The sequence below is a fragment of the Plantactinospora sp. CNZ321 genome (assembly GCF_004217235.1).
In genome coordinates this window covers 492,952-516,183 of sequence record NZ_SHKQ01000001.1, presented here as the reverse complement: position 1 = coordinate 516,183, position 23,232 = coordinate 492,952, and the positions used below count along the sequence as shown (strand labels likewise).

Annotated in this window: 19 protein-coding genes and 1 tRNA gene; 14 read left to right on the top strand and 6 right to left on the bottom strand. The window is 71.2% G+C overall.

Going from position 1 to position 23,232, the window contains the following annotated elements; all coding sequences use genetic code 11:
* Positions 1-26: 26 nt before the first annotated feature.
* The 3 genes from EV371_RS02280 (at position 27) to EV371_RS02270 (ending at position 3,959) form a co-directional block, all read left to right on the top strand.
* Entirely contained in the window at positions 27-1,781 is a 1,755-nt protein-coding gene (locus EV371_RS02280; RefSeq protein ID WP_165436580.1) for a serine hydrolase, read from the top strand.
* 34 nt (positions 1,782-1,815) lie between these two features.
* Positions 1,816-3,051 carry an ArgE/DapE family deacylase gene (locus tag EV371_RS02275; RefSeq protein WP_207230379.1) on the top strand — a complete coding sequence of 412 codons (1,236 nt, stop codon included), beginning with the start codon at positions 1,816-1,818 and terminating at the stop codon, positions 3,049-3,051.
* 200 nt (positions 3,052-3,251) lie between these two features.
* Entirely contained in the window at positions 3,252-3,959 is a 708-nt protein-coding gene (locus tag EV371_RS02270; protein WP_130460575.1) for an alpha/beta hydrolase, read from the top strand.
* 60 nt (positions 3,960-4,019) lie between these two features.
* On the opposite strand, the gene EV371_RS02265 is transcribed toward EV371_RS02270, so the two are convergent.
* A tRNA-Leu gene (locus EV371_RS02265) sits at positions 4,020-4,093 on the bottom strand.
* Positions 4,094-4,179: 86 nt separating this feature from the next.
* Between EV371_RS02265 and EV371_RS02260 the strand changes: the two genes are divergently transcribed.
* The 8 genes from EV371_RS02260 (at position 4,180) to polA (ending at position 14,149) form a co-directional block, all read left to right on the top strand.
* Positions 4,180-4,800, top strand: coding sequence for a response regulator (locus tag EV371_RS02260; RefSeq protein WP_130460574.1), 621 nt, complete (start codon positions 4,180-4,182; stop codon positions 4,798-4,800).
* Positions 4,801-4,841: 41 nt separating this feature from the next.
* Entirely contained in the window at positions 4,842-6,155 is a 1,314-nt protein-coding gene (locus EV371_RS02255; protein ID WP_130460573.1) for a hypothetical protein, read from the top strand.
* Between the two features lie 224 nt (positions 6,156-6,379).
* Entirely contained in the window at positions 6,380-7,537 is a 1,158-nt protein-coding gene (locus EV371_RS02250; RefSeq protein ID WP_130460572.1) for an ABC transporter substrate-binding protein, read from the top strand.
* A gap of 63 nt (positions 7,538-7,600) precedes the next feature.
* Positions 7,601-8,542 carry an ABC transporter permease subunit gene (locus tag EV371_RS02245; protein ID WP_130460571.1) on the top strand — a complete coding sequence of 314 codons (942 nt, stop codon included), beginning with the start codon at positions 7,601-7,603 and terminating at the stop codon, positions 8,540-8,542.
* Positions 8,539-9,684, top strand: a complete 1,146-nt coding sequence (locus tag EV371_RS02240; RefSeq protein WP_130460570.1) for an ABC transporter permease subunit — start codon at positions 8,539-8,541, stop codon at positions 9,682-9,684. The genes EV371_RS02245 and EV371_RS02240 overlap by 4 nt, the downstream gene beginning before the upstream one ends.
* Entirely contained in the window at positions 9,677-10,603 is a 927-nt protein-coding gene (locus EV371_RS02235) for an ATP-binding cassette domain-containing protein (protein WP_130460569.1), read from the top strand. The genes EV371_RS02240 and EV371_RS02235 overlap by 8 nt, the downstream gene beginning before the upstream one ends.
* Positions 10,593-11,303, top strand: coding sequence for an ATP-binding cassette domain-containing protein (locus EV371_RS02230; RefSeq protein ID WP_130460568.1), 711 nt, complete (start codon positions 10,593-10,595; stop codon positions 11,301-11,303). Before EV371_RS02235 ends, EV371_RS02230 begins: the two co-directional genes overlap by 11 nt.
* Before the next feature lie 158 nt (positions 11,304-11,461).
* On the top strand, positions 11,462-14,149 hold the full coding sequence (gene polA, locus EV371_RS02225) for a DNA polymerase I (protein ID WP_130460567.1): 2,688 nt from the start codon (positions 11,462-11,464) through the stop codon (positions 14,147-14,149).
* A 102-nt stretch (positions 14,150-14,251) separates the two neighbouring features.
* Here the strand turns inward: polA and EV371_RS02220 are convergent, their stop codons facing one another.
* From EV371_RS02220 to EV371_RS02205, 4 genes are read right to left on the bottom strand one after another with little or no spacing between them, the layout of a single operon-like run.
* On the bottom strand, positions 14,252-14,686 hold the full coding sequence (locus EV371_RS02220) for a DUF3140 domain-containing protein (RefSeq protein WP_130460566.1): 435 nt from the start codon (positions 14,684-14,686) through the stop codon (positions 14,252-14,254).
* Positions 14,679-14,891, bottom strand: coding sequence for an HVA1 family protein (locus EV371_RS02215; RefSeq protein ID WP_130460565.1), 213 nt, complete (start codon positions 14,889-14,891; stop codon positions 14,679-14,681). Before EV371_RS02215 ends, EV371_RS02220 begins: the two co-directional genes overlap by 8 nt.
* Positions 14,892-14,950: 59 nt before the next feature.
* The gene (locus EV371_RS02210; protein ID WP_486484444.1) at positions 14,951-15,553 is read right to left on the bottom strand and encodes a Uma2 family endonuclease; all 603 of its coding nucleotides are present in this window, start codon (positions 15,551-15,553) and stop codon (positions 14,951-14,953) included.
* A 28-nt stretch (positions 15,554-15,581) separates the two neighbouring features.
* On the bottom strand, positions 15,582-16,430 hold the full coding sequence (locus EV371_RS02205) for a methyltransferase domain-containing protein (RefSeq protein WP_130460564.1): 849 nt from the start codon (positions 16,428-16,430) through the stop codon (positions 15,582-15,584).
* Positions 16,431-16,760: 330 nt separating this feature from the next.
* Between EV371_RS02205 and rpsA the strand changes: the two genes are divergently transcribed.
* From rpsA to uvrB, 3 genes are all read left to right on the top strand, one after another.
* Positions 16,761-18,269: a 30S ribosomal protein S1 gene (gene rpsA, locus EV371_RS02200; protein ID WP_130460563.1), complete on the top strand. Its 1,509-nt coding sequence runs from the start codon at positions 16,761-16,763 to the stop codon at positions 18,267-18,269.
* Positions 18,270-18,480: 211 nt separating this feature from the next.
* Positions 18,481-19,680 (top strand): dephospho-CoA kinase, encoded by a 1,200-nt coding sequence (coaE, locus tag EV371_RS02195; RefSeq protein WP_130460562.1) that lies wholly within the window; start codon positions 18,481-18,483, stop codon positions 19,678-19,680.
* Positions 19,681-19,981: 301 nt separating this feature from the next.
* Complete coding sequence (uvrB, locus tag EV371_RS02190) at positions 19,982-22,093, top strand: excinuclease ABC subunit UvrB (RefSeq protein ID WP_130460561.1); 2,112 nt, start codon at positions 19,982-19,984, stop codon at positions 22,091-22,093.
* 64 nt (positions 22,094-22,157) lie between these two features.
* On the opposite strand, the gene EV371_RS02185 is transcribed toward uvrB, so the two are convergent.
* Entirely contained in the window at positions 22,158-22,937 is a 780-nt protein-coding gene (locus EV371_RS02185; protein ID WP_130460560.1) for an SDR family oxidoreductase, read from the bottom strand.
* Positions 22,938-23,232 lie beyond the last annotated feature (295 nt).

The window sequence follows — 23,232 nt, the reverse complement described above, 5'->3', positions numbered from 1 at the left end:
ACCCACCGGTGGGTTGGGGTGAGACCATGAGCAGCGATCTGGGAGCGGAGCGGCGCGGGACGACCGGCGATCCGCGCGGCGCCGTCCGGGTGCCGCCGGGGCTGCCTGCCGAGCTGTCCGAGCTGGTCGAGGCCGAGCGGGCCCGGTTCGGGGTGCCGGGCTGCGCCGTACTGGTGGTGGCGGGCGGCCGGGTCGTACTCAACGCCGGCTTCGGCGTCCGCGACCTGGCGAGCCGCCGGCCGGTCACGCCGGACACCCTGTTCCCGATCGCCTCGGCGACGAAGACCTTCACCGCGGCGCTCTGCGCGCTGCTGGTCGACCGGGGCCTGCTCTCCTGGGACCAGCCGGTGCGCGACCACCTGCCCGACTTCCGGCTGCACGACCAGATCGCCACCGCCCAGGTCACCCTCGCCGACCTGCTCAGTCACCGGTCCGGCCTGCCCCGCCACGACATCCTCTGGTACGCCGCCCGGGAGGAGGCCGGCCGCGTCGACATGCTGGCCGCGCTACGTCACCTGGACCCGGCCGGCGGGCTGCGCCACGCGTGGCGGTACAACAACCTGCTCTACGCCGCCGCCGGGGAGGCGGCCGCGCGGGCGGCCGGCCGGTCCTACGAGGCGGCGGTACGCGAGTTGCTACTCGATCCGTTGGGCATGCACCGGAGCACGTTCGCCATCGACGACCTGGCCGCCGACGAGGACGCCGCCCAGCCGTACGCGACAGCCGGGCCGGACGGACCGCTCGGGCCGGTGCCGTACACCCGGCTGGACCTGATCGCTCCGGCCGGCGGCCTCAACTCCTGCCTGACCGACCTCGCCCGGTGGCTGCCGACCCTGCTCGGCACCCGCGTCGACGGACATGATCCGCTGCTGCCGCCGAGCGCGCTGGCCCGGATGCGCACCCCGGCGGTACCGCTGCCGGACCGCTCCTCGCTCGCGGTCGGCCGGCCCGTCGGCTACGGCCTGGGGCTGATCGTGGAGGACTACCGCGGCTACCGGCTGACCCACCACGGCGGCAACATCGACGGCTTCGCCAGCCAGGTCAGCACGATTCCGGAGGCCGGCTGCGGGGTCGTGGTGCTGACCAACCGGGACGGTTCGGCGCTGCGCGACGCGCTGCCGTGCCTGATCTACGACCGGCTGCTCGACCTGCCGCCCCGGCCGCACGGCGAAACGGCGCTGGCCCGGCAGACCGCGCTCGACCGGGGCCGGGTCCAGGCCCGGGAGCGCACCGCGGCGCCCCGGCCCGGCCTGCCACCGGTCCGGCCGCTGACCGACTACGTCGGCGACTACCGGCACCCCGGGTACGGGAAGCTGACCGTGACCGCCGACGGCAACGGCCTGGCCGCCACCTACCGGGGGCTGGCCGGCCCGCTGACGCACCGGCACCTGGAGGTGTTCAACCTGGTGCTGCACCTGGGCGGGGAGTGCACGCTGCTGCCGGTGCAGTTCCAGCACGACGTGCACGGCGACGTCAGTGCCGCCCTCCTCGCGGCGGAGCCGGCGGTCGAGGCGGTCCGGTTCACCCGGGTACCGGAGACCGCCCACCTGACCGACGCGGTGCTGGACGGCCTCACCGGTGACTACCGGCTCGGCCCGCTGGAGGCGGAGGTACGGCGCGGCGGCGACGGCCGGCTGACGCTGCTGCTCGTCGAGGGTGACGTCGTCGACCTGACCCCGGTGCACGGGTTGGTCTTCGCCATCGGCGGAGGCGGTGCCCGGGTCGAGTTCACCGAGGACGGCCGGCTGCTGACCCCGATCGGGGACCTCGCACGGCGGTAGGTTGGCCGCCTGGGGGCGGTGGTGAGGAGGCAGCGTGACCGGATGGGACGAACTGGACGCCGCGATCGACGACGACGGCGTGGTCGGCGACCTCGGCAGGCTGGTCGCCTGCCCGAGCCTCGGCGGGGCGGAGGACGCGGCACTGCGACTGGTGGCGGACCTGGCCGACCGGATGGGCCTGCGGGTGGACCTGCGCGCCGAGGACCTGGCCGAGTTGCGCCGCGCGCCCGGCTATCCGGGCGAGGAGGTGGAACGCGACAGCCTGCACACCCTGACCGTCACCGCGCCCGGTCGGCACCCGGACGCGCCCCGGCTGGTGTTCAACGGCCACGTCGACGTGGTGCCGCCGGGCACCGCGCCGTGGTCGCACCCGCCGTTTCGCCCGCGGGTCTCGGACGGCCGGCTGTACGGGCGGGGTGCCGCCGACATGAAGGGTGGCGTGGTGGCGGCGCTGCACGCGCTGGCCGCCGTTCACGCGCTCGGTGGCCCGCCCGGTGACGTGGTACTGCACGCGGTGGCCGGCGAGGAGGACGGCGGCGTCGGCGCGTTCGCCACGCTGCGCCGGGACGCCGGGTACGCCGGCTGTGTCATCCCGGAACCGACCGCCGGGGCGCTGGTCTGCACGACCGCGGGCGCGCTCACCTGGCGGATGCGGATCACCGGTCGGGCCGCGCACGCCTCCCACCGGCTGGAGGGGGTCAGCTCGGTGGACCGCTACCTGCCGGTGCACGCGGCGCTGGCGGAGCTGGAGGAACGGCTCAACCGGGACGTGACGCACCCGCTGATGGGCCGGGTGGCCCTGCCCTATCCGCTGAGCGTCGGCCGGATCCAGGCCGGCGACTGGTCGTCGACGGTGCCGGACGAACTGATCTGCGAAGGTCGGCTCGGCGTGCCGGTCGGCCGCACCGTCGCCGAGGCGCGCGCCGAATTCGAGCGGGTGGTACGGGCCGCGGCCGACGGTGACGGGCCGGCACCGGAGGTGACCTGGACCGGTGGGCAGTTCGCGCCGGCCGAGACGCCGATCGACGATCCACTCACGGCGATGGCGCAAGCGGCGATCAGCGCGGTGACCGGTGTCCCGGCCCGGCTGGCGGGGGTGCCGTACGGGACCGACATGCGCCAGTACACGGCCCGTGGTATCCCTACCGTCCTTTATGGACCGGGTTCGGTGGAGCACGCGCACGCGGTGGACGAGTTCGTGCCGCTGGCCGAGGTGAGCGTCGTCACCCGGGTGCTGGCCCGGCTGGCGAGCGGCTTCGCGGCGCGGTAGCGGTGCCTGGACGGCCGGGCGGTGGCGGGAGTGTCACATCTGCCTGGCCAGGTCGGCCGCGACGTCGATGGCGATCTCGATCGCTCGGGCTGCCAGGGGGAGTGGGTGCGCCCGACCTTGCGCTCCGACGGACCGCAAGGGGAGGTTGAAAAAGGTTCAATGAGTACCGAGTAGCGACGAGCACCCCCGAGGGGTGGGCGATGAGTACCTTCGTGTTGATCCACGGCGCGGGAGACGTCGGATGGTCGTGGCACCTGGTGAAGGCCGAGCTACGGGCGCGTGGGCACGGCGTGCTGGCTCCCGACCTTCCGGGCGACGACGAGTCGAAGACCCTGGTCGACTACGCCGACGCCGTAGTCGAGGCTGTTGGTGGGAAGCGGAACCTGGTCGTGGTAGGCCACTCCTTCGGTGCCTTCACCGCCACCCTGGTCGCCGACCGGCTTCCCGTCGACATGCTGGTCCTGCTGGCCGGCATGATCCCGTCGCCGGGCGAGCCGCCCGACGAATGGTGGGCCAACACCGGCTACCAGGCCGCGGTGCAGGAGCAGGCCAAGCGTGACGATGGTGTGACCGGCAACGCCGATCCTTACGTGAGCTTCTACCACGACGTACCGCGAGAACTCGCCGAGGAGGCGATGAGCAGGGAGCGCGACCATCCATCGCCGGCCGCGACGGCCGCACCGTGGCCGTTGGACGCGTGGCCGAACGTGCCGACCAGGTTCGTGCTCTGCAGGCAGGACCGCTTCTTCCCGCCCGACTTCTTCCGCCGACTGGTGCCCGAGCGTCTGGGTATCGTCCCCGACGAGATCGCGGGCAGCCACTGCGTGGCACTCAGCCGTCCCGGGGAGGTGGCCGACATGTTGGCGGCGTACGCGGCCACGGCGTCTCCGACGAGGATCGAGCAGTGAACGCCCGGCGCGTTCGGCAACGCTGGGTGGAACCTTCTGAGTGCCTCGGGTGGTTCTGAGTGCCCCCGGTGGGATTCGAACCCACACTGTCGATCTTTTGAGAATCGCGCCTCTGCCGGTTGGGCTACAGGGGCCTGGCGTCGATAAGACTACCCACTACGCTGAGGACGGCGACACCCGGCTGGGCAGGTGTCGGAAACGTAGTTGGGGGTAGGGGCTCGTGGCCGACATTCAGGCTGGTGCCGAGCGTAGGCGGGTGTTGATCGCCGAGGACGAGGCGCTCATCCGGCTGGACCTGGCCGAGATGCTGGTCGAGGAGGGCTACGACGTGGTGGGGGAGGCGGGCGACGGCGAGACCGCGGTGCGCCTCGCCGAGGAGTTGAAGCCCGACCTCGTCATCCTCGACATCAAGATGCCGATCATGGACGGGCTGGCCGCGGCGGAGCGGATCGCCGGCGGTCGGATCGCCCCGGTCGTCATCCTGACCGCTTTCAGTCAGCGTGACCTTGTCGAGCGGGCCAGGGCGGCCGGTGCGATGGCGTACCTGGTCAAGCCCTTCCAGAAGAGCGACCTGGTGCCGGCGATCGAGATCGCGCTGTCCCGCTACTCGGAGATCGCCGCCCTGGAGGCCGAGGTGGCCGGCCTGACCGACCGTCTGGAGATCCGCAAGACGGTGGAGCGGGCCAAGGGCGCCCTGATGACGACGTACGGGATGACCGAGCCGCAGGCGTTCAAGTGGATCCAGCGCACCGCGATGGACCACCGGATGACGATGCGCGAGGTCGCCGAGCGGATCCTGGCCGAGGGGACCGACGCCGAACAGCCGACCGAGGCCGGCTGACCGGGCCGGTCCGGCGGGCGCCCGGTGCCTAGGATCGGGCCATGTCGCGCTTGGGCCGGCTCGGCCCCCCGGGATGCCGTCGCCTCCTCGCCGGTCTGCTGGCGGTGCCACTGCTCGCCGGCTGTGACTCGCCGGAGCCCGACCGGACGGTCCGGCCGGAGTGGCAGCCGCTGAGCCTGCCGGCCCCGGCCGGCGCCACCGGACGGCTGGTGGTCCGCGACGTCGCGACCTGTGCCGGTCGCTGGTACGCGGTCGGCGCGTTCGCCACCCCGGCCGAGGGCGTCCGGGACGGCGACACCCGGCCGGCCGCCTGGACCAGCGTCGACGGCCTGTCCTGGACGCCGCTGCGGCTGACGCCCCGGACCTACTACGGGCAACGCGCTCTGCTCTACTCCGTCGCCTGCCGGGACGGCCGGGTCGCGGTGATCGGGGCGAAGCGGGGCGGCGCGCACGCGAACCCGAGGGTCGGCACGTGGCACCTGGCCTCCGACGGCTCCCTGGTCGAGGTGACCGCGCCGTTCGAGCTGTACGGCGGGCCGCAGGCGGTGGACGTGGCCCGGGTGTCGGCGGGTCCGGGCGGCTTCCTGATCGCCGGCAACCGGATGAGCGGCGCCGCCGTCTGGCGGTCCGCGGACGCCGGCCGCTTCGACATCGTCGAGGCGGCCCCGGGACTGGCCAGTGACGCCCGGGGCGAGACGTGGGCGTTCGACGGGGTTGCCACCCCGTCCGGATGGCTGCTGGTCGGCGGGATCGTCCGCGCCGGGCGTACCGACCGGGATCCGCTCGCCTGGACCTCGTCGGACGGGCTGGGCTGGCGGCGACTCGAACCGCCGGCCACCGCCGAGTACGAGGAACTCCAGCGGGTGGTGCTGCTGGACGGCACGCCGGTGGCGGTCGGGCTGCGCGGCGCCGGTTTCGGTGCCTGGCGCGGAGCCGGTGCGACCACTCCGACCGCTCCGACCACCGGGCCGGTTGGCCCGGGCGACCCGACCGCTCCGACCGCCGGGCCGGGTGGTCCGGGCGCCTCCTCGTCGGCCGGTGACGGCGGGTCCGCCGGTTGGGTCGCGGTGGGGCGGTTCGGCGCGGCCGACCGGAACGGCATTCCCCGGATCCGGTCGCTCACGGTGGCCGGTGGTCGCCTGCTGGTCGCCACCTCCGACGGGATCAAACACGCTCTGTGGTCATCTGATGACGGTGGGGTGACCTGGCGGGCCGTGTCGTCGCCGGTGGCGATGCCGGCCGGGGTCTATCAGGACGTGGTGCTGCGAGGGGACGAACGCCGTCTGGTGCTCGTGGTGGACGACGGGGAGCAGAGCCGGCTGTGGTGGTCGGAACCGGTGGTGACGATCGGATAAGGGGTGCTCGGGCCATTGGATGTTACGGCGCCCGGGCTGGTTGCACTCTTGTTCGTAACGGTTTGGCAAGCCCACCCTTTTGGTCTTCCGGGACGGATTATGCCTCCAGTACGCTGCGCCATCACGAGCCGTAGCGCAGGTGTGCGGTTGTTGTCGGGCGACGGCGGTGTGCGCGCATTGTCGTCACCGATGCCGCGTCCTGCATCTGGAGGAGGTCAAAAGCCGTGAGGCGAAAGAATGTACGGGCCGTCGGTACCGCCGCGGTGGCGGTGGTGGCGATGCTCGCCGCAGCGGGTTGCCAGGACAGCGGCGGCAGCACCGCGGGGGGCGACGACAAGCAGTGTGGCAAGATCGCCATCTTCGGCGCCTTCACCGGTCCGAACGCCGGCCTGGTGATCCCGTCGCTGAACGGCGCCAAGCTGGCCGTCAAGGAGCACAACGCGGCGAACCCCGACTGCCAGGTGACGCTTCAGGAGTTCGACACCCAGGGCAACGCCGACCAGGCGACCCCGATCGCCAGCCAGGTCGCCCAGGACTCGTCCTTCACCTCCGTGATCGGCGGCCACTTCTCGGCCGAGACCAAGGCGACGATGGGCACCTACGAGGCGGCCGGTCTGGTCATGGTCAGCCCCTCGGCCACCGCCGCCGAGCTGACCACGCTGGGCAACAAGAGCTTCTTCCGGGTCGTCGGCAACGACAGCACCCAGGGTGGCGCCGCCGTCACCTACATCCGTGACGTGCTTGCGGCCAAGAAGGTCTTCGCGATCGACGACGGCCAGACCTACGGCGCGGGCATCATCAACGAGGTGAAGAAGGGCCTCGGCCCGCTGGTCGTGGCCGAGGACCGGGTCCAGACGGACCAGCAGAACTTCGACGCCACCATCTCGAAGATCAAGTCGGCGAACCCGGACGTGATCGCGTACGCCGGCTACACCAACGAGGCCGCGCCGCTGCTCAAGCAGGCTCGGGCCGCGGGCGTGACCGCCAAGTTCCTCGGCTTCGACGGTCTCTACGACCCCCAGTTCCCGGCGGGTGCCGGCCAGTCCGCCGCCGAGGGCGCGATCGTGACCTGCCCCTGCCTCCCGGCCGACAAGGCCGGCGGCACCTTCTCCGCCGACTATGAGAAGGAGTACGGCATTCCCCCGGGCTCCTACGGTGCTGAGGGCTACGACGGCGCGAAGATCCTCCTCGACGGTTACGCGGCCGGCAAGCGCTCCCGCGCCGAAATGATCGAGTGGGTCCGCGGCTACGACAAGCAGGGCGTCTCGAAGTACCTCAAGTTCGACGCCAGCGGTGACGTGGACCGGTCGCGCGTGGTGATCTGGGCGTACGAGGTCAAGGGCGGTCAGATCGTGGCCCAGCAGGAGATCAAGCTCAGCTGAGCCAGCAACCGTGGTGCGGCCGGGGGGATCCCCCGGCCGCACTCGGTGTACAAGGGAGACTTCGTGAACTTCGATGAACTCTTCGGGCATCTTGGCCAGCACACCGTCGACGGTTTGGCAAAGGGCTCGATCTATGCGCTCGTGGCGCTCGGCTACACCCTCGTCTACGGCGTGCTTCGGCTGATCAACTTTGCCCACTCCGAGGTCTTCATGGTGGGCACCTTCGCGGTCCTCGGCGTCTGGGGCCTGCTCGGCGCCACCGACGGGCCGTCGCTCGGCATGATCCTCCTGCTGGTCCTCGCCGGCCTGGCGGCCGGAGCGTTGGCGTCCGGCGCCACCGCCGTCGCCGTGGAACTGGTGGCCTACCGCCGGCTCCGACGGATGAACGCCCCACCACTGATCTTCCTGATCACCGCGATCGGCCTGTCGCTGGTCATCTCCGAGGCGTTCGGCGTCTGGCAGGGCCGCATCGTCAAAGGCATGCCGACCGTCATCGTGCAGGAGGTCTGGCTGACGATCGGCAACACGCGGATCACCAACACCCAGGTGATCACCGTGGTCGCCGCGTTGCTGATGATGGCCGCGCTCGACCAGTTCATCAACCGCACCCGGTACGGTCGAGGCGTGCGTGCGGTCGCGCAGAACCCGGACACCGCCGCGCTGATGGGTGTCAACAAGGACCGGGTGATCCTGCTGATCTTCCTGGTCGGCGGCGTGCTGGCCGGCGCGGCGGCGCTGCTCTACAGCATCCGGTACGGCAACACCCGGTTCAACGTCGGCTTCCTGCTCGGCCTCAAGGCGTTCACCGCCGCGGTGCTCGGTGGCATCGGCAACCTGCGCGGCGCCCTGCTCGGCGGCCTGCTGCTGGGCGTGGTCGAGGTGTACGCGGCCACCCTCACCTCCTCCAACTGGGAGGACGTCGCCGCGTTCGTGATCCTGGTCGTCGTGCTGCTGTTCCGGCCGACCGGCCTGCTCGGAGAGTCGTTGGGGAGGGCACGGGCATGACCGACACCATCCGGAACCTGACGGGTCGGGTGAGCGGCGCGACCGGCCAGATCGGTGACCGGTTCCGCGCGATGCCCAAATGGCAGCGGGTCCTGGCCTTCCTGGCCTTCGTGGCCTTCCTCTACTACCTGCCGCTGCTCGGCATCCCCGGGCTCATCTGGCTGCGTACCGACTCGATCGAGAACGGCAACAACTGGGCCGGTGTGCTCTTCACCTGCGCCATCTACGTCCTCATCGCGATCGGACTGAACGTGGTGGTCGGCCTGGCCGGCCTGCTCGACCTCGGGTACGTCGGCTTCTACGCCATCGGCGCGTACTCCGTCGCATTGTTCGGCTCGAAGCAGTCGCCGGTGGTGAAGGCGCTGCAGAGCCAGTTCGGGCTCTCCGAGAACTGGTCGGTGGCCTGGGCGATCTGCATCCCGCTGGCGATCACGCTGACGATGATCTCCGGGGTGATCCTCGGCTGGCCGACGCTGCGACTGCGCGGCGACTACCTGGCCATCGTCACCCTCGGCTTCGGCGAGATCATCCGGATCATTGCCCGCAACGTCGACTGGACCGGCGGCCCGCAGGGTATCGCGGAGATTCCGGGTCCGCAGGGTGAGCCCTCCCCGGACAACAAGATCTTCGGCCTGATCGATGTCAAGCCGTGGTACTGGCTGGCGCTCACCGTGGTCATCGCGATGGTCTTCGTGGTGCGCGGGCTGGAGAACAGCCGGGTCGGCCGGGCCTGGGTGGCGATCCGCGAGGACGAGGACGCGGCCGCGGTGATGGGCGTCTACGGCTTCAAGTACAAGCTCTGGGCGTTCGCCATGGGCGCCGCGCTCGGCGGCATGTCCGGATTCCTGTACGCCAGCCGTAACGCGTTCATCGAACCCAACCAGTTCAACGCACTGCTCTCGATCCTCTTCGTCGCGATGGTGGTCGTCGGCGGTGCCGGCAACACAGCCGGGGTGGCGCTCGGCGCGTTCCTGGTGGCGTACCTGCCGGAGCGGTTCCGGGACTTCGCCGAGTACCGCTACCTGGTCTTCGGCGCGGCACTGGTGCTGATCATGCTGCTCCGGCCGCAGGGTCTGATCCCCAGCCGCCGGCGCAGCCGCGAGCTGCAGGACCGCAGGAAGGAGGCGTCCGTCAATGCCTGAGGACGAGCTCAGGGTCAAGGGCCCGATCCCGCGGCAGCGGGAGATACTGGTCGACGTCGACCATCTCACCCTGCGCTTCGGCGGTGTGGTGGCGCTCGACGACGTCAGCTTCCAGATCTACCGGGGTGAGATCCTCGGGCTGATCGGACCGAACGGGGCCGGCAAGACCACCTGCTTCAACGCGATGACCGGGGTCTACCGTCCCAGCTCCGGACAGGTGCTCTTCGACGGGCAGCGGGTCAGCGGTCGCAAGCCGCACCAGATCAACCGGCTCGGCATCGCCCGGACCTTCCAGAACATCCGGCTCTTCCCCGAGATGACCGCGCTGGAGAACGTGATGGTGGGCACGGACTCCCAGCACTTCACCAGCGTGCCCGGGGTGCTGTTCCGGCTCTACCGGATCCGGCCGAAGCCGGAGGAACTGCCGGTCGTCGATTCGGACAACGACCTCGTCCGGGCCTGGCAGCAGGTACGGCGTACCTGCGCCAAGATCTTCGGCATCTCCCGGCACACGCTGGAGGAGCGGGCCGGCGAGCGCAAGGCGCACGAGCTGCTCCGGTTCGTCGGCATCGAGGACCGGGCCAACGAGCTGGCCCGCAACCTGCCGTACGGCTACCAGCGGCGACTGGAGATCGCCCGGGCGCTCGCCACCGAGCCGAAGCTGCTCTGCCTGGACGAGCCGGCCGCCGGCTTCAACCCGGCGGAGAAGGAGGAGCTGCTCCAGCTCATCCAGCGCATCCGCGACCTCGGTTACACGGTGCTGCTGATCGAGCACGACATGCGGCTGGTGATGGGCGTCACCGACCGGATCGTCGTACTCGAGTTCGGCAAGAAGATCGCCGAAGGGTTGCCCGCCGAGGTGCGGGAGGACCCGAAGGTGATCGCGGCTTACCTGGGAGTGCCGGCAGATGCTGCTTGAGATCGAGAACCTGACCCTGCGGTACGGCCGGATCGAGGCGCTGCACGGCATCACCATGCACGTCGACGAGGGCGAGGTCGTGGCCCTGATCGGCGCCAACGGTGCCGGCAAGACCACCACGATGCGGGCCATCTCCGGCCTGCGGCCGGTGGCCGAGGGGCGCATCCGGTTCGCCGGCGAGGACGTCACCAACCTCCGGGCCGACCTGCGGGTCGGTCGGGGCATCTGCCAGTCGCCGGAGGGTCGGGGCATCTTCCCCGGCATGACGGTGCTGGACAACCTGGACATGGGGGCGTACACCCGGCGGGACAGCGCCGGCATCGCCGCCGACCTGGAGCGGGTCTTCGGCCTCTTCCCCCGGCTCGCCGAGCGGCGCAAGCAGCAGGGCGGCACCCTCTCCGGCGGTGAGCAGCAGATGCTGGCGGTGGGGCGGGCGCTGATGAGCCGGCCGAAGCTGCTGCTGCTGGACGAGCCGTCGATGGGTCTGGCACCGATGGTGATCCAGCAGATCTTCGACATCATCACCGAGATCAACCGGCAGGGCACCACCGTGCTGCTGGTGGAGCAGAACGCCCAGCAGGCGCTCTCCCGGGCGCACCGCGGCTACGTGCTGGAGACCGGGCGGATCGTCAAGGAGGGCAGCGGGCAGGAGCTGCTGCACGACCCGGCGGTCAAGGAGGCGTACCTGGGCGTCGCCTGACCGCTGGCGAACCAGCCACCCGGAGCCCCGGCCGCCCGGCGACCGGGGCTTCCTGGTGCGCGGGCCGGTTCCGGTCGGGGCGCGGGCCGGCCGTTCCAGGACGGCGTACGACCGGCGGATGCCCGGTCTGTCGGTGGCGCCGACTAGAGTCGCCTATCGTGACAGCCTCCACGCCGCGCCTGCTCCTGCTCGACGGTCACTCCCTGGCCTATCGGGCCTTCTTCGCCCTCCCGGTGGAGAACTTCTCCACCACCACCGGCCAGCCGACCAACGCGGTCTTCGGCTTCACCTCGATGCTGATCAACGTGCTCCGGGACGAGCGGCCGACCCACATCGTCGTCGCCTTCGACGTCTCCCGCCACTCCTTCCGGACCGACCGATACGCGGAATACAAGGCCGGTCGCAGCGAGACCCCAACCGACTTCAAGGGCCAGGTGAGCCTGGTCAAGGAGGTCCTCGCGGCGCTGCGCGTCCCGGTGGTGGAGAAGCCCGGCTACGAGGCGGACGACGTGATCGCCACCCTCGCCTGCCAGGCCCGCGACGCCGGGATGGAGGTGCTGATCTGCACCGGTGACCGGGACGCCTTCCAGCTCGTCGGTGACGGGATCACCGTGCTCTACCCCCGCAAGGGCGTCTCCGACCTGGCCCGGATGGACCCGCGGGCGGTCACCGACAAGTACGGCGTCGGCCCGGAGCGATACCGGGACCTGGCCGCCCTGGTCGGGGAGAGCAGTGACAACCTGCCGGGTGTGCCGGGGGTCGGCCCGAAGACCGCCGCCAAGTGGATCAACCTGTACGGCGGCGTCGAGGGCGTGGTGGCCCGGGCCGACGAGATCAAGGGCAAGGCCGGGGAGAGCCTGCGCGAGCGGCTCGCCGACGTGATCCGGAACTACGAGATCAACTGTTTGGTGTCCGATCTCGAGTTGCCGCTGCGGCCGGAGGACACCCGCTGGCCGGGTTGGGACCGCGAGGCGGTGCACCAGGTTTTCGACACCCTTGAGTTCAGCATCCTGCGCAACCGCCTCTACCAATACCTGGAAGCGGTGGAGCCGGAGGCGGAGGCGGGATTCGACCTGGCCGGACAGGTTCTCGGCACCGGTGAGGTCGCCGGCTGGCTCGCCGAGCACGCCGGGGCCGGCACGCCGGTCGGCGTCGCGGTGGCCGGCACCTTCGGCCGGGGCACCGGCGCGCTCACCGGGCTCGCCCTGGCGACCGGCAGCGGCACCGCCGGCTGGTTCGACCCGACCGGCCTGGAGCAGGCCGACGAGGCCGCGGTCGCGGCCTGGCTGGCCGATCCGGAACGGCCCAAGGTGCTGCACGACAGCAAGCCGGCCCTGCTGGCGTTCGCCGCGCACGGTTGGGCACTGCGCGGCGTCGTCCGGGACACCGCGCTCGCCGCTTACCTGGCCCGGCCGGACCAGCGTTCCTACGACCTGGCCGACCTGGCGCTGCGCTACCTGCACCGGGAGCTTCGGGCCGACGCCCCGGAGACCGGCCAGCTCACCCTCGACGGGCTCGGCGACGACGGTGAGGTGGAGCAGAACCTCATGCTCCGGGCCCGGGCCACCCTGGATCTCGCCGAGGCGATCGCCGTCGAACTCTCCCGGGACGGCGAGCAGTCGGCCCGGCTCCTCGCCGAGGTGGAGCTGCCGCTGGTCGACGTACTGGCCGGGATGGAGCGCACCGGCATCGCCGCCGACACCGACTACCTGTCCGAGCTGGAGGCGCACTTCGCCGGTGAGGTGAAGGCGGTGGCCCAGGCGGCGTACGGCGTGGTCGGGCGGGAGTTCAACCTCGGCTCGCCGAAGCAGCTACAGGAGATCCTCTTCACCGAACTCAACCTCCCGAAGACCAAGAAGATCAAGACGGGCTACACCACCGACGCCGACGCGCTGCAGTGGCTCTACGCCCAGCAGCCGCACCCGCTGCTGGAGCACCTGCTGCGGCACCGGGACGTCGCGCGGCTCAAGTCGACAGTCGACGGCCTGCTCAAGTCGGTCTCCGACGACGGCCGGATCCACACCACCTTCCACCAGACGGTGGCGGCGACCGGCCGGCTCTCCTCGACCGACCCCAACCTGCAGAACATCCCGATCCGCACCGAGGAGGGGCGGCGGATCCGCCGGGCGTTCGTGGTGGGGGAGGGCTACGACTGCCTGCTCACCGCCGACTACAGCCAGATCGAGATGCGGATCATGGCGCACCTCTCCGGCGACACGGCGCTGATCGAGGCCTTCAACTCCGGCGCCGACTTCCACGCCGCGACCGCGTCCTCGGTCTTCGGGGTGTCGCTGGCCGAGGTGACCCCGGATCAGCGACGCAAGATCAAGGCGATGAACTACGGCCTGGCGTACGGGCTGAGCGCGTTCGGTCTCGGCCAGCAGCTCGGCATCGCCGCCGACGAGGCCCGGGCCCTGATGGAGGAGTACTTCAGCCGCTTCGGCGGGGTCCGGGACTACCTGCAGACCGTGGTCAGGAAGGCGGTGCTGGACGGCTACACCGAGACCATCCTTGGCCGGCGGCGCTACCTGCCCGACCTGGTCAGCGACAACCGGCAGCGCCGGGAGATGGCCGAGCGGATGGCGCTGAACGCCCCGATCCAGGGCTCGGCCGCCGACATCATCAAGATCGCGATGCTGCACGTCGACACCGCGCTGCGCGCCGCCGACCTGCGCTCCCGGGTGCTGCTCCAGGTGCACGACGAGCTCGTCTTCGAGGTGGCCCCGGGCGAGCGGGCCGACCTCGAGGCGCTGGTCCGGCGCGAGATGGGCGGCGCCTACCCGCTGGCCGTACCGCTGGAGGTCTCCGTCGGCGTCGGCTCGGACTGGAACAGCGCCGACCACTGATCGCGCCGGCTGCTGGTCGCGCCGGCCGCTGATCTGCCGCCCGCTGGCGTCGGCTGCTGGTCGTGTTCGGCCGCTGGTCGCGCCGGTCGGTGTCGCGACGTCTCAGCGGCGCTGGTTCCGGCCCGAGGAGTGCTCGGCGTCCCGGTGCCGTTGCCTGGCCTTCCGGGACGGCCCGCCGACCGCCGGCAGCGGCGCCTTGAGCGGGTCGTGACCCCAGTTCATCAGCGAGTAGCGCCACCTGGTGTTGCGTACGTCGCCGGCCGGCCGCTGAGCCATGTGCCGCCGGACGTACCCGACGACCTTGCGCATGTGCGCGAAGTCGCGGTCGGTGAACTGGTTCGCCCGCTTGCGTAGCAGGTCGACGATCCGCCGCCCGGACTCGTGTCCGACGGACTCGCCGCCCCTGCCGCCCCTGCGCCAGCCCGCCGCCTTCGAGTCGTCGGTGGCCAGCCAGCGGTTCAACTCGCCAGGGTTCATGTTGACCGCGTCCCGGAACTCCCGGACCGTCTCGCGGCCGTCGTCCGGTCGGCTACTCATCGTGCAGCGCCTCCGGTTTGTGTACCGCGTCCCGACCTTCGTCGGTCCGGACCCGGTACTGCGGATTCTCCTTCGACGCGGCGACCGTACGCTTCGCGGCGTACGTCCGTTCGGTGATCTCCTCCTGGACCGTGCCGTGCGCGCTCGAACCGTGACTGCGCCAACTGACCCGGTCGCCCCTGCGTAGCTTCCTTCGCTCCGGCATACGACGGCCTACCCGATGCTTCTGCGCGATAACCGGTGAGCGGCCGGAGGGAAAGGGACTTACGGGGTGATGTCGCCGACCGCCAGCTTGATCGGGAACGGCTGGGCCAGTTCAAGCAGTTCGTCGGCCTCGGCGAGCAGTTCGTACTCCCGGTTGCCGCTGCGCCCGGGCCGGTCGGCCAGCCGGTAGGCGTGCACCCGGACCGGGTCCTGCTCCACCCGCCAGTAGCAGGCGATGCCGGCCGCCGCGTATTCCGCGGGCTTGCTGAACCGGTCGGTACGCCGGGTGCCGGGCGACACCACCTCGACCGCGAGCACCACCTCGTGCGGCAGCAGGAAGTGCCGGCTCGCCGGCACCTCGGCCAGGTGGACCAGGACGTCCGGTTCCCGGGTGAAGTCGGTGCCGAGCGCCACCCCCACCGCCTGGGCGGCCCGCAGGTGTGCCGGCACATGCGCGCGCAACCACGACCAGAGCAGGCCGGCGATGTTCTGATGGCCCAGGGTGGGGGAGGGGACCACGCGGATGACTCCGTCGACGAGTTCGACCCGGGGGGCGTCCGGCGGCAGGTGTAGCAGGTCTTCCAGCGTGTAGCCGGCCTGGCGCTGCCGGACCGGGTCCGGCTGCCATGGCCCGGGCATCTCGGCTACCGGCTCGGCGCTCACGGGGTCAGCATAGTGAGCCGGGCCGGCGTCAGGCGGACCTGCTGTCCGGTTTGTCGCAGACGAAGATGGCGGTGCCCGGGAAGAGCCGGCCCCGCAGCGGGCTCCACTGCCCCCAGACCTGCTCGTGCCCGTCCGGCCACTCCGGCTCCACCACGTCGCGCAGTACGAAGCCGGCGCCGACGATCTCGCGTACCCGGTCGCCGAGGGTCCGGTGCTGTTCGACGTAGGTCGGTGTGCCGGTGCGGTCCTGCTCCACGTAGGGGCGGCGGTCGAAGTAGGAGTGTATGGCGACCAGCCCGCCCTCACCCGGGTCGTCCAGGAAGATCCACCGCATCGGGTGGGTGACCGAGAACACCCACCGGCCGCCGGGACGGAGTACCCGGTACACCTCGCGCAGCGCCGCCGCCGAGTCCGTCACGAACGGGATCGCGCCGAAGGCGGTACAGACGATGTCGAAGCTGGCCGCCTGGAACGGCAGTGCGAGGGCGTCGGCCTGGACCAGCGGCACGCGTACCCCGGAGGTGGCGGCGGCGAGCGCGGCGTGCCGCAACATGCCGGCGGAGAGGTCGAGCCCGACCGGCCGGGCGCCCGCGGCGGCCAGCCAGCGGGCCGCCGCGGCGGCGCCGCAGCCGAGTTCGAGCACCCGCCGGCCGGCCAACTCGCCGAGCAGCCGGGCCTCGGCCTCGCGCAGTCCCTCCGGGCACCACACGAAGTCCACCTCGCCCAGGAAGGCGCCGTGTTCGGCCTGGTAGTCGTCGGCGTCCGCGTCCCACCAGCGGCGGTTGGCCCACCGGCTCTCCCCGTCGCTGACCGGACGTCGCAGCACTGCGGGCGGGTCGTCCTCGGCCGCCGCGTCGGTCAGGGTGTTCTCGGGCACTCCGCCACGCTAATGCCCGGCACCGGCGCCGCTACCGGCCGGGGCCCGGCCACGGAAATCTACGCCATCCGGGCGATCTTCCCGAGCAGTGGACAGCGGATCTCATCACGTGCGGGGAGGGCTTGCATGCTGTGGTAATGCGCACGGTAAGCTGTTCGATGCGCTCGCGGATCGTGTGCCTCGGCAGGGAGCAGGTCCGCGGTCGCCGGATACTTCCCAGCGGTCCGCGCAGCGACCGCCCGGAGTCTCCGGCGACGGATCCGCAGGCGTAAACGGGTCACCGCGACACAAACCTGCTGTGACATCCATCCGACCGGAGCAACCGCCCACATGACGAGCAGCATCGAGGCCCCCTCGAGCGCCACCAAGGTCACCGTCGACGACCTCGGTTCCGAGGAAGCTTTCCTCGCCGCGATCGACGAGACCATCAAGTACTTCAACGACGGCGACATTGTCGAAGGCACCGTCGTCAAGGTCGATCGGGACGAGGTCCTGCTCGACATCGGCTACAAGACCGAGGGCGTCATCCCCTCGCGCGAGTTGTCGATCAAGCACGACGTCGACCCCGCCGAGGTGGTGTCGGTCGGTGACCACATCGAGGCCCTCGTCCTCCAGAAGGAGGACAAGGAGGGGCGGCTGATCCTCTCGAAGAAGCGGGCCCAGTACGAGCGCGCCTGGGGCACGATCGAGAAGATCAAGGACGAGGACGGCGTCGTCCGCGGTTCCGTCATCGAGGTGGTCAAGGGCGGCCTCATCCTGGACATCGGGCTGCGTGGCTTCCTGCCCGCGTCCCTGGTCGAGATGCGTCGGGTGCGAGACCTCCAGCCGTACGTCGGTCGGGAGCTCGAAGCCAAGATCATTGAGCTGGACAAGAACCGCAACAACGTGGTGCTGTCCCGCCGGGCCTGGCTGGAGCAGACCCAGTCCGAGGTGCGTACCGAGTTCCTCAACAAGCTGCAGAAGGGCCAGGTCCGCAAGGGCGTCGTCTCCTCGATCGTCAACTTCGGCGCCTTCGTCGACCTCGGCGGCGTGGACGGCCTGGTGCACGTCTCCGAACTCTCCTGGAAGCACATCGACCACCCGTCCGAGGTCGTCGAGGTCGGCCAGGAGGTCGAGGTCGAGGTGCTGGACGTCGACCTCGACCGCGAGCGGGTCTCGCTGTCGCTGAAGGCGACCCAGGAGGACCCGTGGCGGCAGTTCGCCCGCACCCACGCGATCCAGCAGATCGTGCCGGGTAAGGTCACCAAGCTGGTGCCGTTCGGTGCGTTCGTCCGGGTCGACGACGGCATCGAGGGCCTGGTGCACATCTCCGAGCTGGCCGAGCGCCACGTGGAGATCCCGGAGCAGGTCGTCCAGGTCGGCTCGGACGTCATGGTCAAGGTCATCGACATCGACCTGGAGCGGCGGCGGATCTCGCTCTCGCTCAAGCAGGCCAACGAGGGCTTCGTCGAGGGCGAGGAGCACTTCGACCCCACCCTCTACGGCATGACGGCGACCTACGACAACGAGGGCAACTACATCTACCCGGAGGGCTTCGACCCGGAGACCGGGGAGTGGCTCGAGGGCTTCGACAAGCAGCGGGAGGCCTGGGAGCAGCAGTACGCCGAGGCCCGCAACCGCTGGGAGGCGCACACCAAGCAGGTGCAGAACTCCCGGGCGGCCGACGCCGAGGCAGCGGCCAACCCGGCGGCGGCGACCGCCGCCACCGGTGGCGGCGGCGGTGGCGGTACCTCGTCCACCAGCACCGCGCCGGCTCGCCAGGCGGAGGAGCCGGCCGGCACCCTCGCCACCGACGAGGCGCTCGCCGCACTGCGGGAGAAGCTCGCCGGCGGCAAGTAGTCGACACGAGGTAACACGAGGCGGAAGCCCGCTTCCAGGACCGGCGCGCCCGGCCCGGGGAAGCGGGCTTTCCCTTTTCCCGGCGGCCCCCTGCTCGCCGCGGCCTCCCTTGTCCCGGTGGTCGCGTCGCGTCGCCTCTCCTCTCCTCTCCGAACCGGTCGCGGAATCCAAAGATCTTGGCCGGTGGCCGTCGATCGGGTTGACTGGGCAGGTGCTGAAGGTTGGACTCACCGGTGGGATCGGATCGGGGAAGAGCGTCGTCGCGGCCCGGCTGGCCAGCCTCGGTGCGGTGGTGGTCGACTCCGACCGGATCGCCCGAGAGGTGGTGGAGCCCGGTACCGACGGGCTGCGCGAGGTGGTGGCCGCGTTCGGTGACCGGGTGCGTACGGAGGACGGCAGCCTGGACCGGGCGGTGCTCGGCGAGATCGTCTTTGCCGATCCGTCGGCGCGGGCCAGGCTGGAGGCGATCATCCACCCCCGGGTACGCCGGCGCAGCGCCGAACTGATCCATGGCGCCGCTCCGGACGCGATCGTGGCCAACGACGTACCGCTGCTGGTCGAGGTGGGGCTCGCCCCGACGTACCACCTGGTGCTGGTGGTACGGGCCGCCGAGGCGACCCGGGTCGAGCGGCTGGTCCGGGGCCGTGGCATGACGGCCGAGCAGGCGGAGCGGCGGATCCGGGCCCAGGCAGGCGACGAACTACGGGCGGCCGCCGCCGACGTACTGCTGGACAACGACGGTGAGCTGGCCGGGCTGCACGCCGAGGTGGACGCGCTGTGGCGGGACCGGCTGACGCCGTACGAACGGAACCTTCGGGAGCGTCGACCGGTACGGGCGAGCCGGGCCCACCTGGTCGAGCCCGATCCGAGCTGGCCGGCCCAGTACCGGCGGCTGGCAGCCCGGATCCGGCACGCCGTCGCCCCGGCCGAGGTACGTGTCGACCACGTCGGCTCGACCTCGGTGCCCGGGTTGGCGGCCAAGGACGTCGTCGACCTCCAGTTGGGCGTCGCGTCGCTGGCCGAGGCCGATGCCCTGGCCGACCGGCTCGCCGACGCCGGTTTCCCGCGCTGTCCCGGGCAGTGGTGGGACAACCCGCGCCATCCGGGCGGGGCCTCGCGGTGGGAGAAGCGCCTGCACGGCAGCGCCGACCCGGGCCGGCTGGTCAACCTGCACGTCCGGGAGATCGGCTCGCCCGGCTGGCGGTTTGCCCTGCTGATGCGTGACCACCTGCGGGTGGACCCGGAACGCCGGGCCGACTACCTGGCCGTGAAGCGGCGGCTGGCGGCGGCCGGCCCGGATCTCGCCGCCTACGCCGAGGCGAAGGAGCCCTGGTTCGATCTGGAGCACCGCCATGCCGAGGAGTGGGCGGCGGGCAGCGGTTGGCGGCCACCGCCGGAGGAGGGGTCGTGAGCGGGCGGAGGCGGGCAGCGGGTGACCGGGCAGAGACGCAAAGGGCGCTCGCGGCGGCCGGTCTGCGCTCTCGCGCGACCGCATCGGTGCGCTCGCCGGCCTGAGCCGGGGCTGCAACCCCTGCGCCGGATGCGACCCAGCCGGTGTGGCGGTTGGTGTCGCAGACCCGGTCGGCCGCCGCGAGCGGCCTACCCTAGAACGGTAGCGCGGTGATCTTTGCCACACAATGACCGTATCGAAGCCGATCGTGTACCCACCGTGGCCCGGCAGCCTGTCACACCATCGGCGTACGGTTGAGGTCATGGCGCTCGACATTCCGCGGCTCGACGGCCGCTTCCAGGTGGTCTCCGATTTCCAGCCGTCGGGTGACCAGCCGGCCGCCATCGACGACCTGGAGCGCAGGGTCCGCCGGGGCGAGCGGCACACGGTGCTGCTCGGCGCGACCGGCACCGGCAAGAGCGCGACCGCGGCCTGGCTGATCGAGCGGCTGCAGCGCCCCACCCTCGTGCTGGCGCCGAACAAGACACTCTGCGCCCAGCTCGCCAAGGAGTTCAGCGAGCTGCTGCCACGCAACGCGGTCGAATACTTCGTCTCGTACTACGACTACTACCAGCCCGAGGCGTACATCCCGCAGACCGACACCTACATCGAGAAGGACTCCTCGATCAACGAGGAGGTCGAGCGGCTGCGGCACGCGACCACGATGTCCCTGCTGACCCGCCGCGACGTGGTGGTGGTCGCCACCGTCTCGGCGATCTACGGCCTGGGCACCCCGCAGGAATATCTGGACCGGTCGGTGCGGATCCAGGTCGGCCAGGAGGTCGAGCGGGACAAGCTGCTGCGCCGGCTGGTCGACGTGCAGTACACCCGCAACGACATGGCGTTCAACCGGGGCACCTTCCGGGTCCGGGGCGACACGCTGGAGATCATTCCGGCGTACGAGGAGCTGGCGCTCCGGATCGAGTTCTTCGGCGACGAGGTGGAGAAGCTCTACTACCTGCACCCGCTGACCGGCGAGGTGGTCCGGGAGGTCGACCACCTGCTGATCTTCCCGGCCACCCACTACACCGCCGGCCCGGAGCGGATGGAGCGGGCGCTCGCCGGCATCGAGGCCGAGCTGGCCGAACGGCTGGCCGAGCTGGAGCGGCAGGGCAAGCTGCTGGAGGCGCAGCGGCTGCGGATGCGCACCAGCTACGACGTGGAGATGATGCGCCAGGTCGGCTTCTGCTCCGGCATCGAGAACTACTCGATGCACATCGACGGCCGGTCCCCGGGCAGCGCGCCGCACTGCCTGCTGGACTACTTCCCCGACGACTACCTGACGGTGGTCGACGAGTCGCACGTCACGATCCCGCAGATCGGCGGCATGTACGAGGGCGACGCCTCGCGTAAGCGGATGCTGATCGACCACGGCTTCCGGTTGCCCAGCGCCGCCGACAACCGACCGCTGCGCTTCGACGAGTTCCTGGACCGGGTCGGCCAGATGGTCTTCCTCTCCGCCACCCCCGGCCCATGGGAGCTGGAGCAGGCCCAGGGCGAGGTGGTCGAGCAGGTGATCCGGCCGACCGGTCTGGTCGACCCGGAGGTGGTGGTGAAGCCCACCAAGGGGCAGATCGACGACCTGATGCACGAGATCAAGCTGCGTACCGAGCGGGACGAGCGGGTGCTGGTCACCACGCTGACCAAGAAGATGGCCGAGGATCTCTCCGACTATCTGCTGGAGCACGGCATCCGGGTGCGCTACCTGCACTCCGAGGTCGACACGCTGCGCCGGGTGGAGCTGCTGCGCGAGCTGCGCAAGGGCGACTACGACGTACTTGTCGGGATCAACCTGCTGCGGGAGGGGCTGGACCTGCCCGAGGTGTCGCTGGTGGCGATCCTCGACGCCGACAAGGAGGGCTTCCTGCGCAGCGGTCGGTCCCTGATCCAGACCATCGGCCGGGCCGCCCGGAACGTCTCCGGCCAGGTGCACATGTACGCGGACAAGATGACCCCGTCCATGGCCGAGGCGATCGAGGAGACCAACCGGCGCCGGGCCAAGCAGGTGGCGCACAACGAGGCGCACGGGATCAGTCCGGAGCCGCTGCGCAAGAAGATCCACGACATCCTGGACGACATCTACCGGGAGGCCGAGGACACCGAGGGAGCCACCACCCGGGTCGGCGGCGCGGTGCGGCAGATGTCCCGGGGCAAGGCGCCGACCCCGGAGACCCGCAGTCGGGGCCGGGTCGGTGCCGCGCCGGCCCGGGAGGGGATGGCCCGGGCCGAGCTGGCTCAGCTCATCCAGGAACTCAACGACCAGATGCTTGCCGCCGCCCGGGAGTTGCAGTTCGAACTCGCGGCCCGGATCCGCGACGAGGTAGCCGAGTTGAAGAAGGAGCTGCGCGGCATGGACGCCGCCGGGGTGAACTGACCAGCGGTCGGGACAGGTCCGTCGGGCTGCCACCGGTGGCCGGCCCTACCGGGCGCTCCGCCGGTCAGGCGTACCGGTCGAAGCCGCCCTCGGAGTCGATCACCTGGCCGGTGATCCAGCGACCGTCCGGCGAGCAGAGCCACTCGACGAGCCGGGCGGCGTCGTCCGGCCGGCCCCACTCGCCGCCCGGGAAGAGGTACCCGCCCGCGGCCATCTCCTCGGGCGCGGCCCAGCCGGTGTCGGTCGGGCCGGGGTTGACACAGTTCACCGTGATGCCCCTCGGCATCAGCAGTGGGCTCAACTGCCGGGTCAGGTTCTCCACCCCGGCCTTGCTGGCCGCGTACGCGAGTTCGCCCGGCATCGGGCCGAGCCGTTGCCCGCTGGAGAAGAGCACCAGCCGGCCGCCGGAGCCGGCCCGGAACGCCGCCGCGAACGCCTCGGCCAGCAGCAGGGTCCCCCGCACGTTGACGACGAGGTGCCGGTCGACCTCGTCCGCGTCGAGCTTGCCCAGCGGGGTGTGGGTCGAGTAGGCGTGCGCCGCCACCAGTACGTCGAGCCGGCCGTGGGCGCGTACCGCCGTCTCGACGAGTTCGGCCGGAGCGGTCGGCGAGGCAAGGTCGGCGGCCAGGTACCGGGTCGTGTCGGGGTCGCCGGTCACCTGTTCCAGTTCGGTGAGCAGCCCGGGGACGCCGTCGGGATCGCCGCCGTAGGGCTGCGCCTCGTCGTACCCGGGCAGGCCGGTCAGCTGTAGCCGGTAGCCGGCGGCGGCGAACCGTCGGGCGACCGCGGCGGCGATGCCCGCCCGACGACTGACTCCGGTTATCAAGGCGACCCGTTCCCCCATGCCGCAGAGTCAACCCGATCCGCGCGATCCCGGCGAGCGGGAATCGTCGGTGCGGCGGCCGGCAGCGCCCGCCAACTGGCCGAACTGATCGCGGCGGGGGCGGCGGCACGGCATGCCGGGCGTTCCGTGTGCCGGGCGCTGTGTGCGCCGGGCGCTCCGGGTGCCAGGCGCTCCGGGTGCCGGGCGCGCTGTGTGCGCCGGGCGGGCGCGGCTACGACGACCGGGAGGTCGACCGGTCGGTAGGCGGCGTGCCGGAGGTCGCGGCTGTCGGTGCCGCGTCGGGCGACCGGTTGTC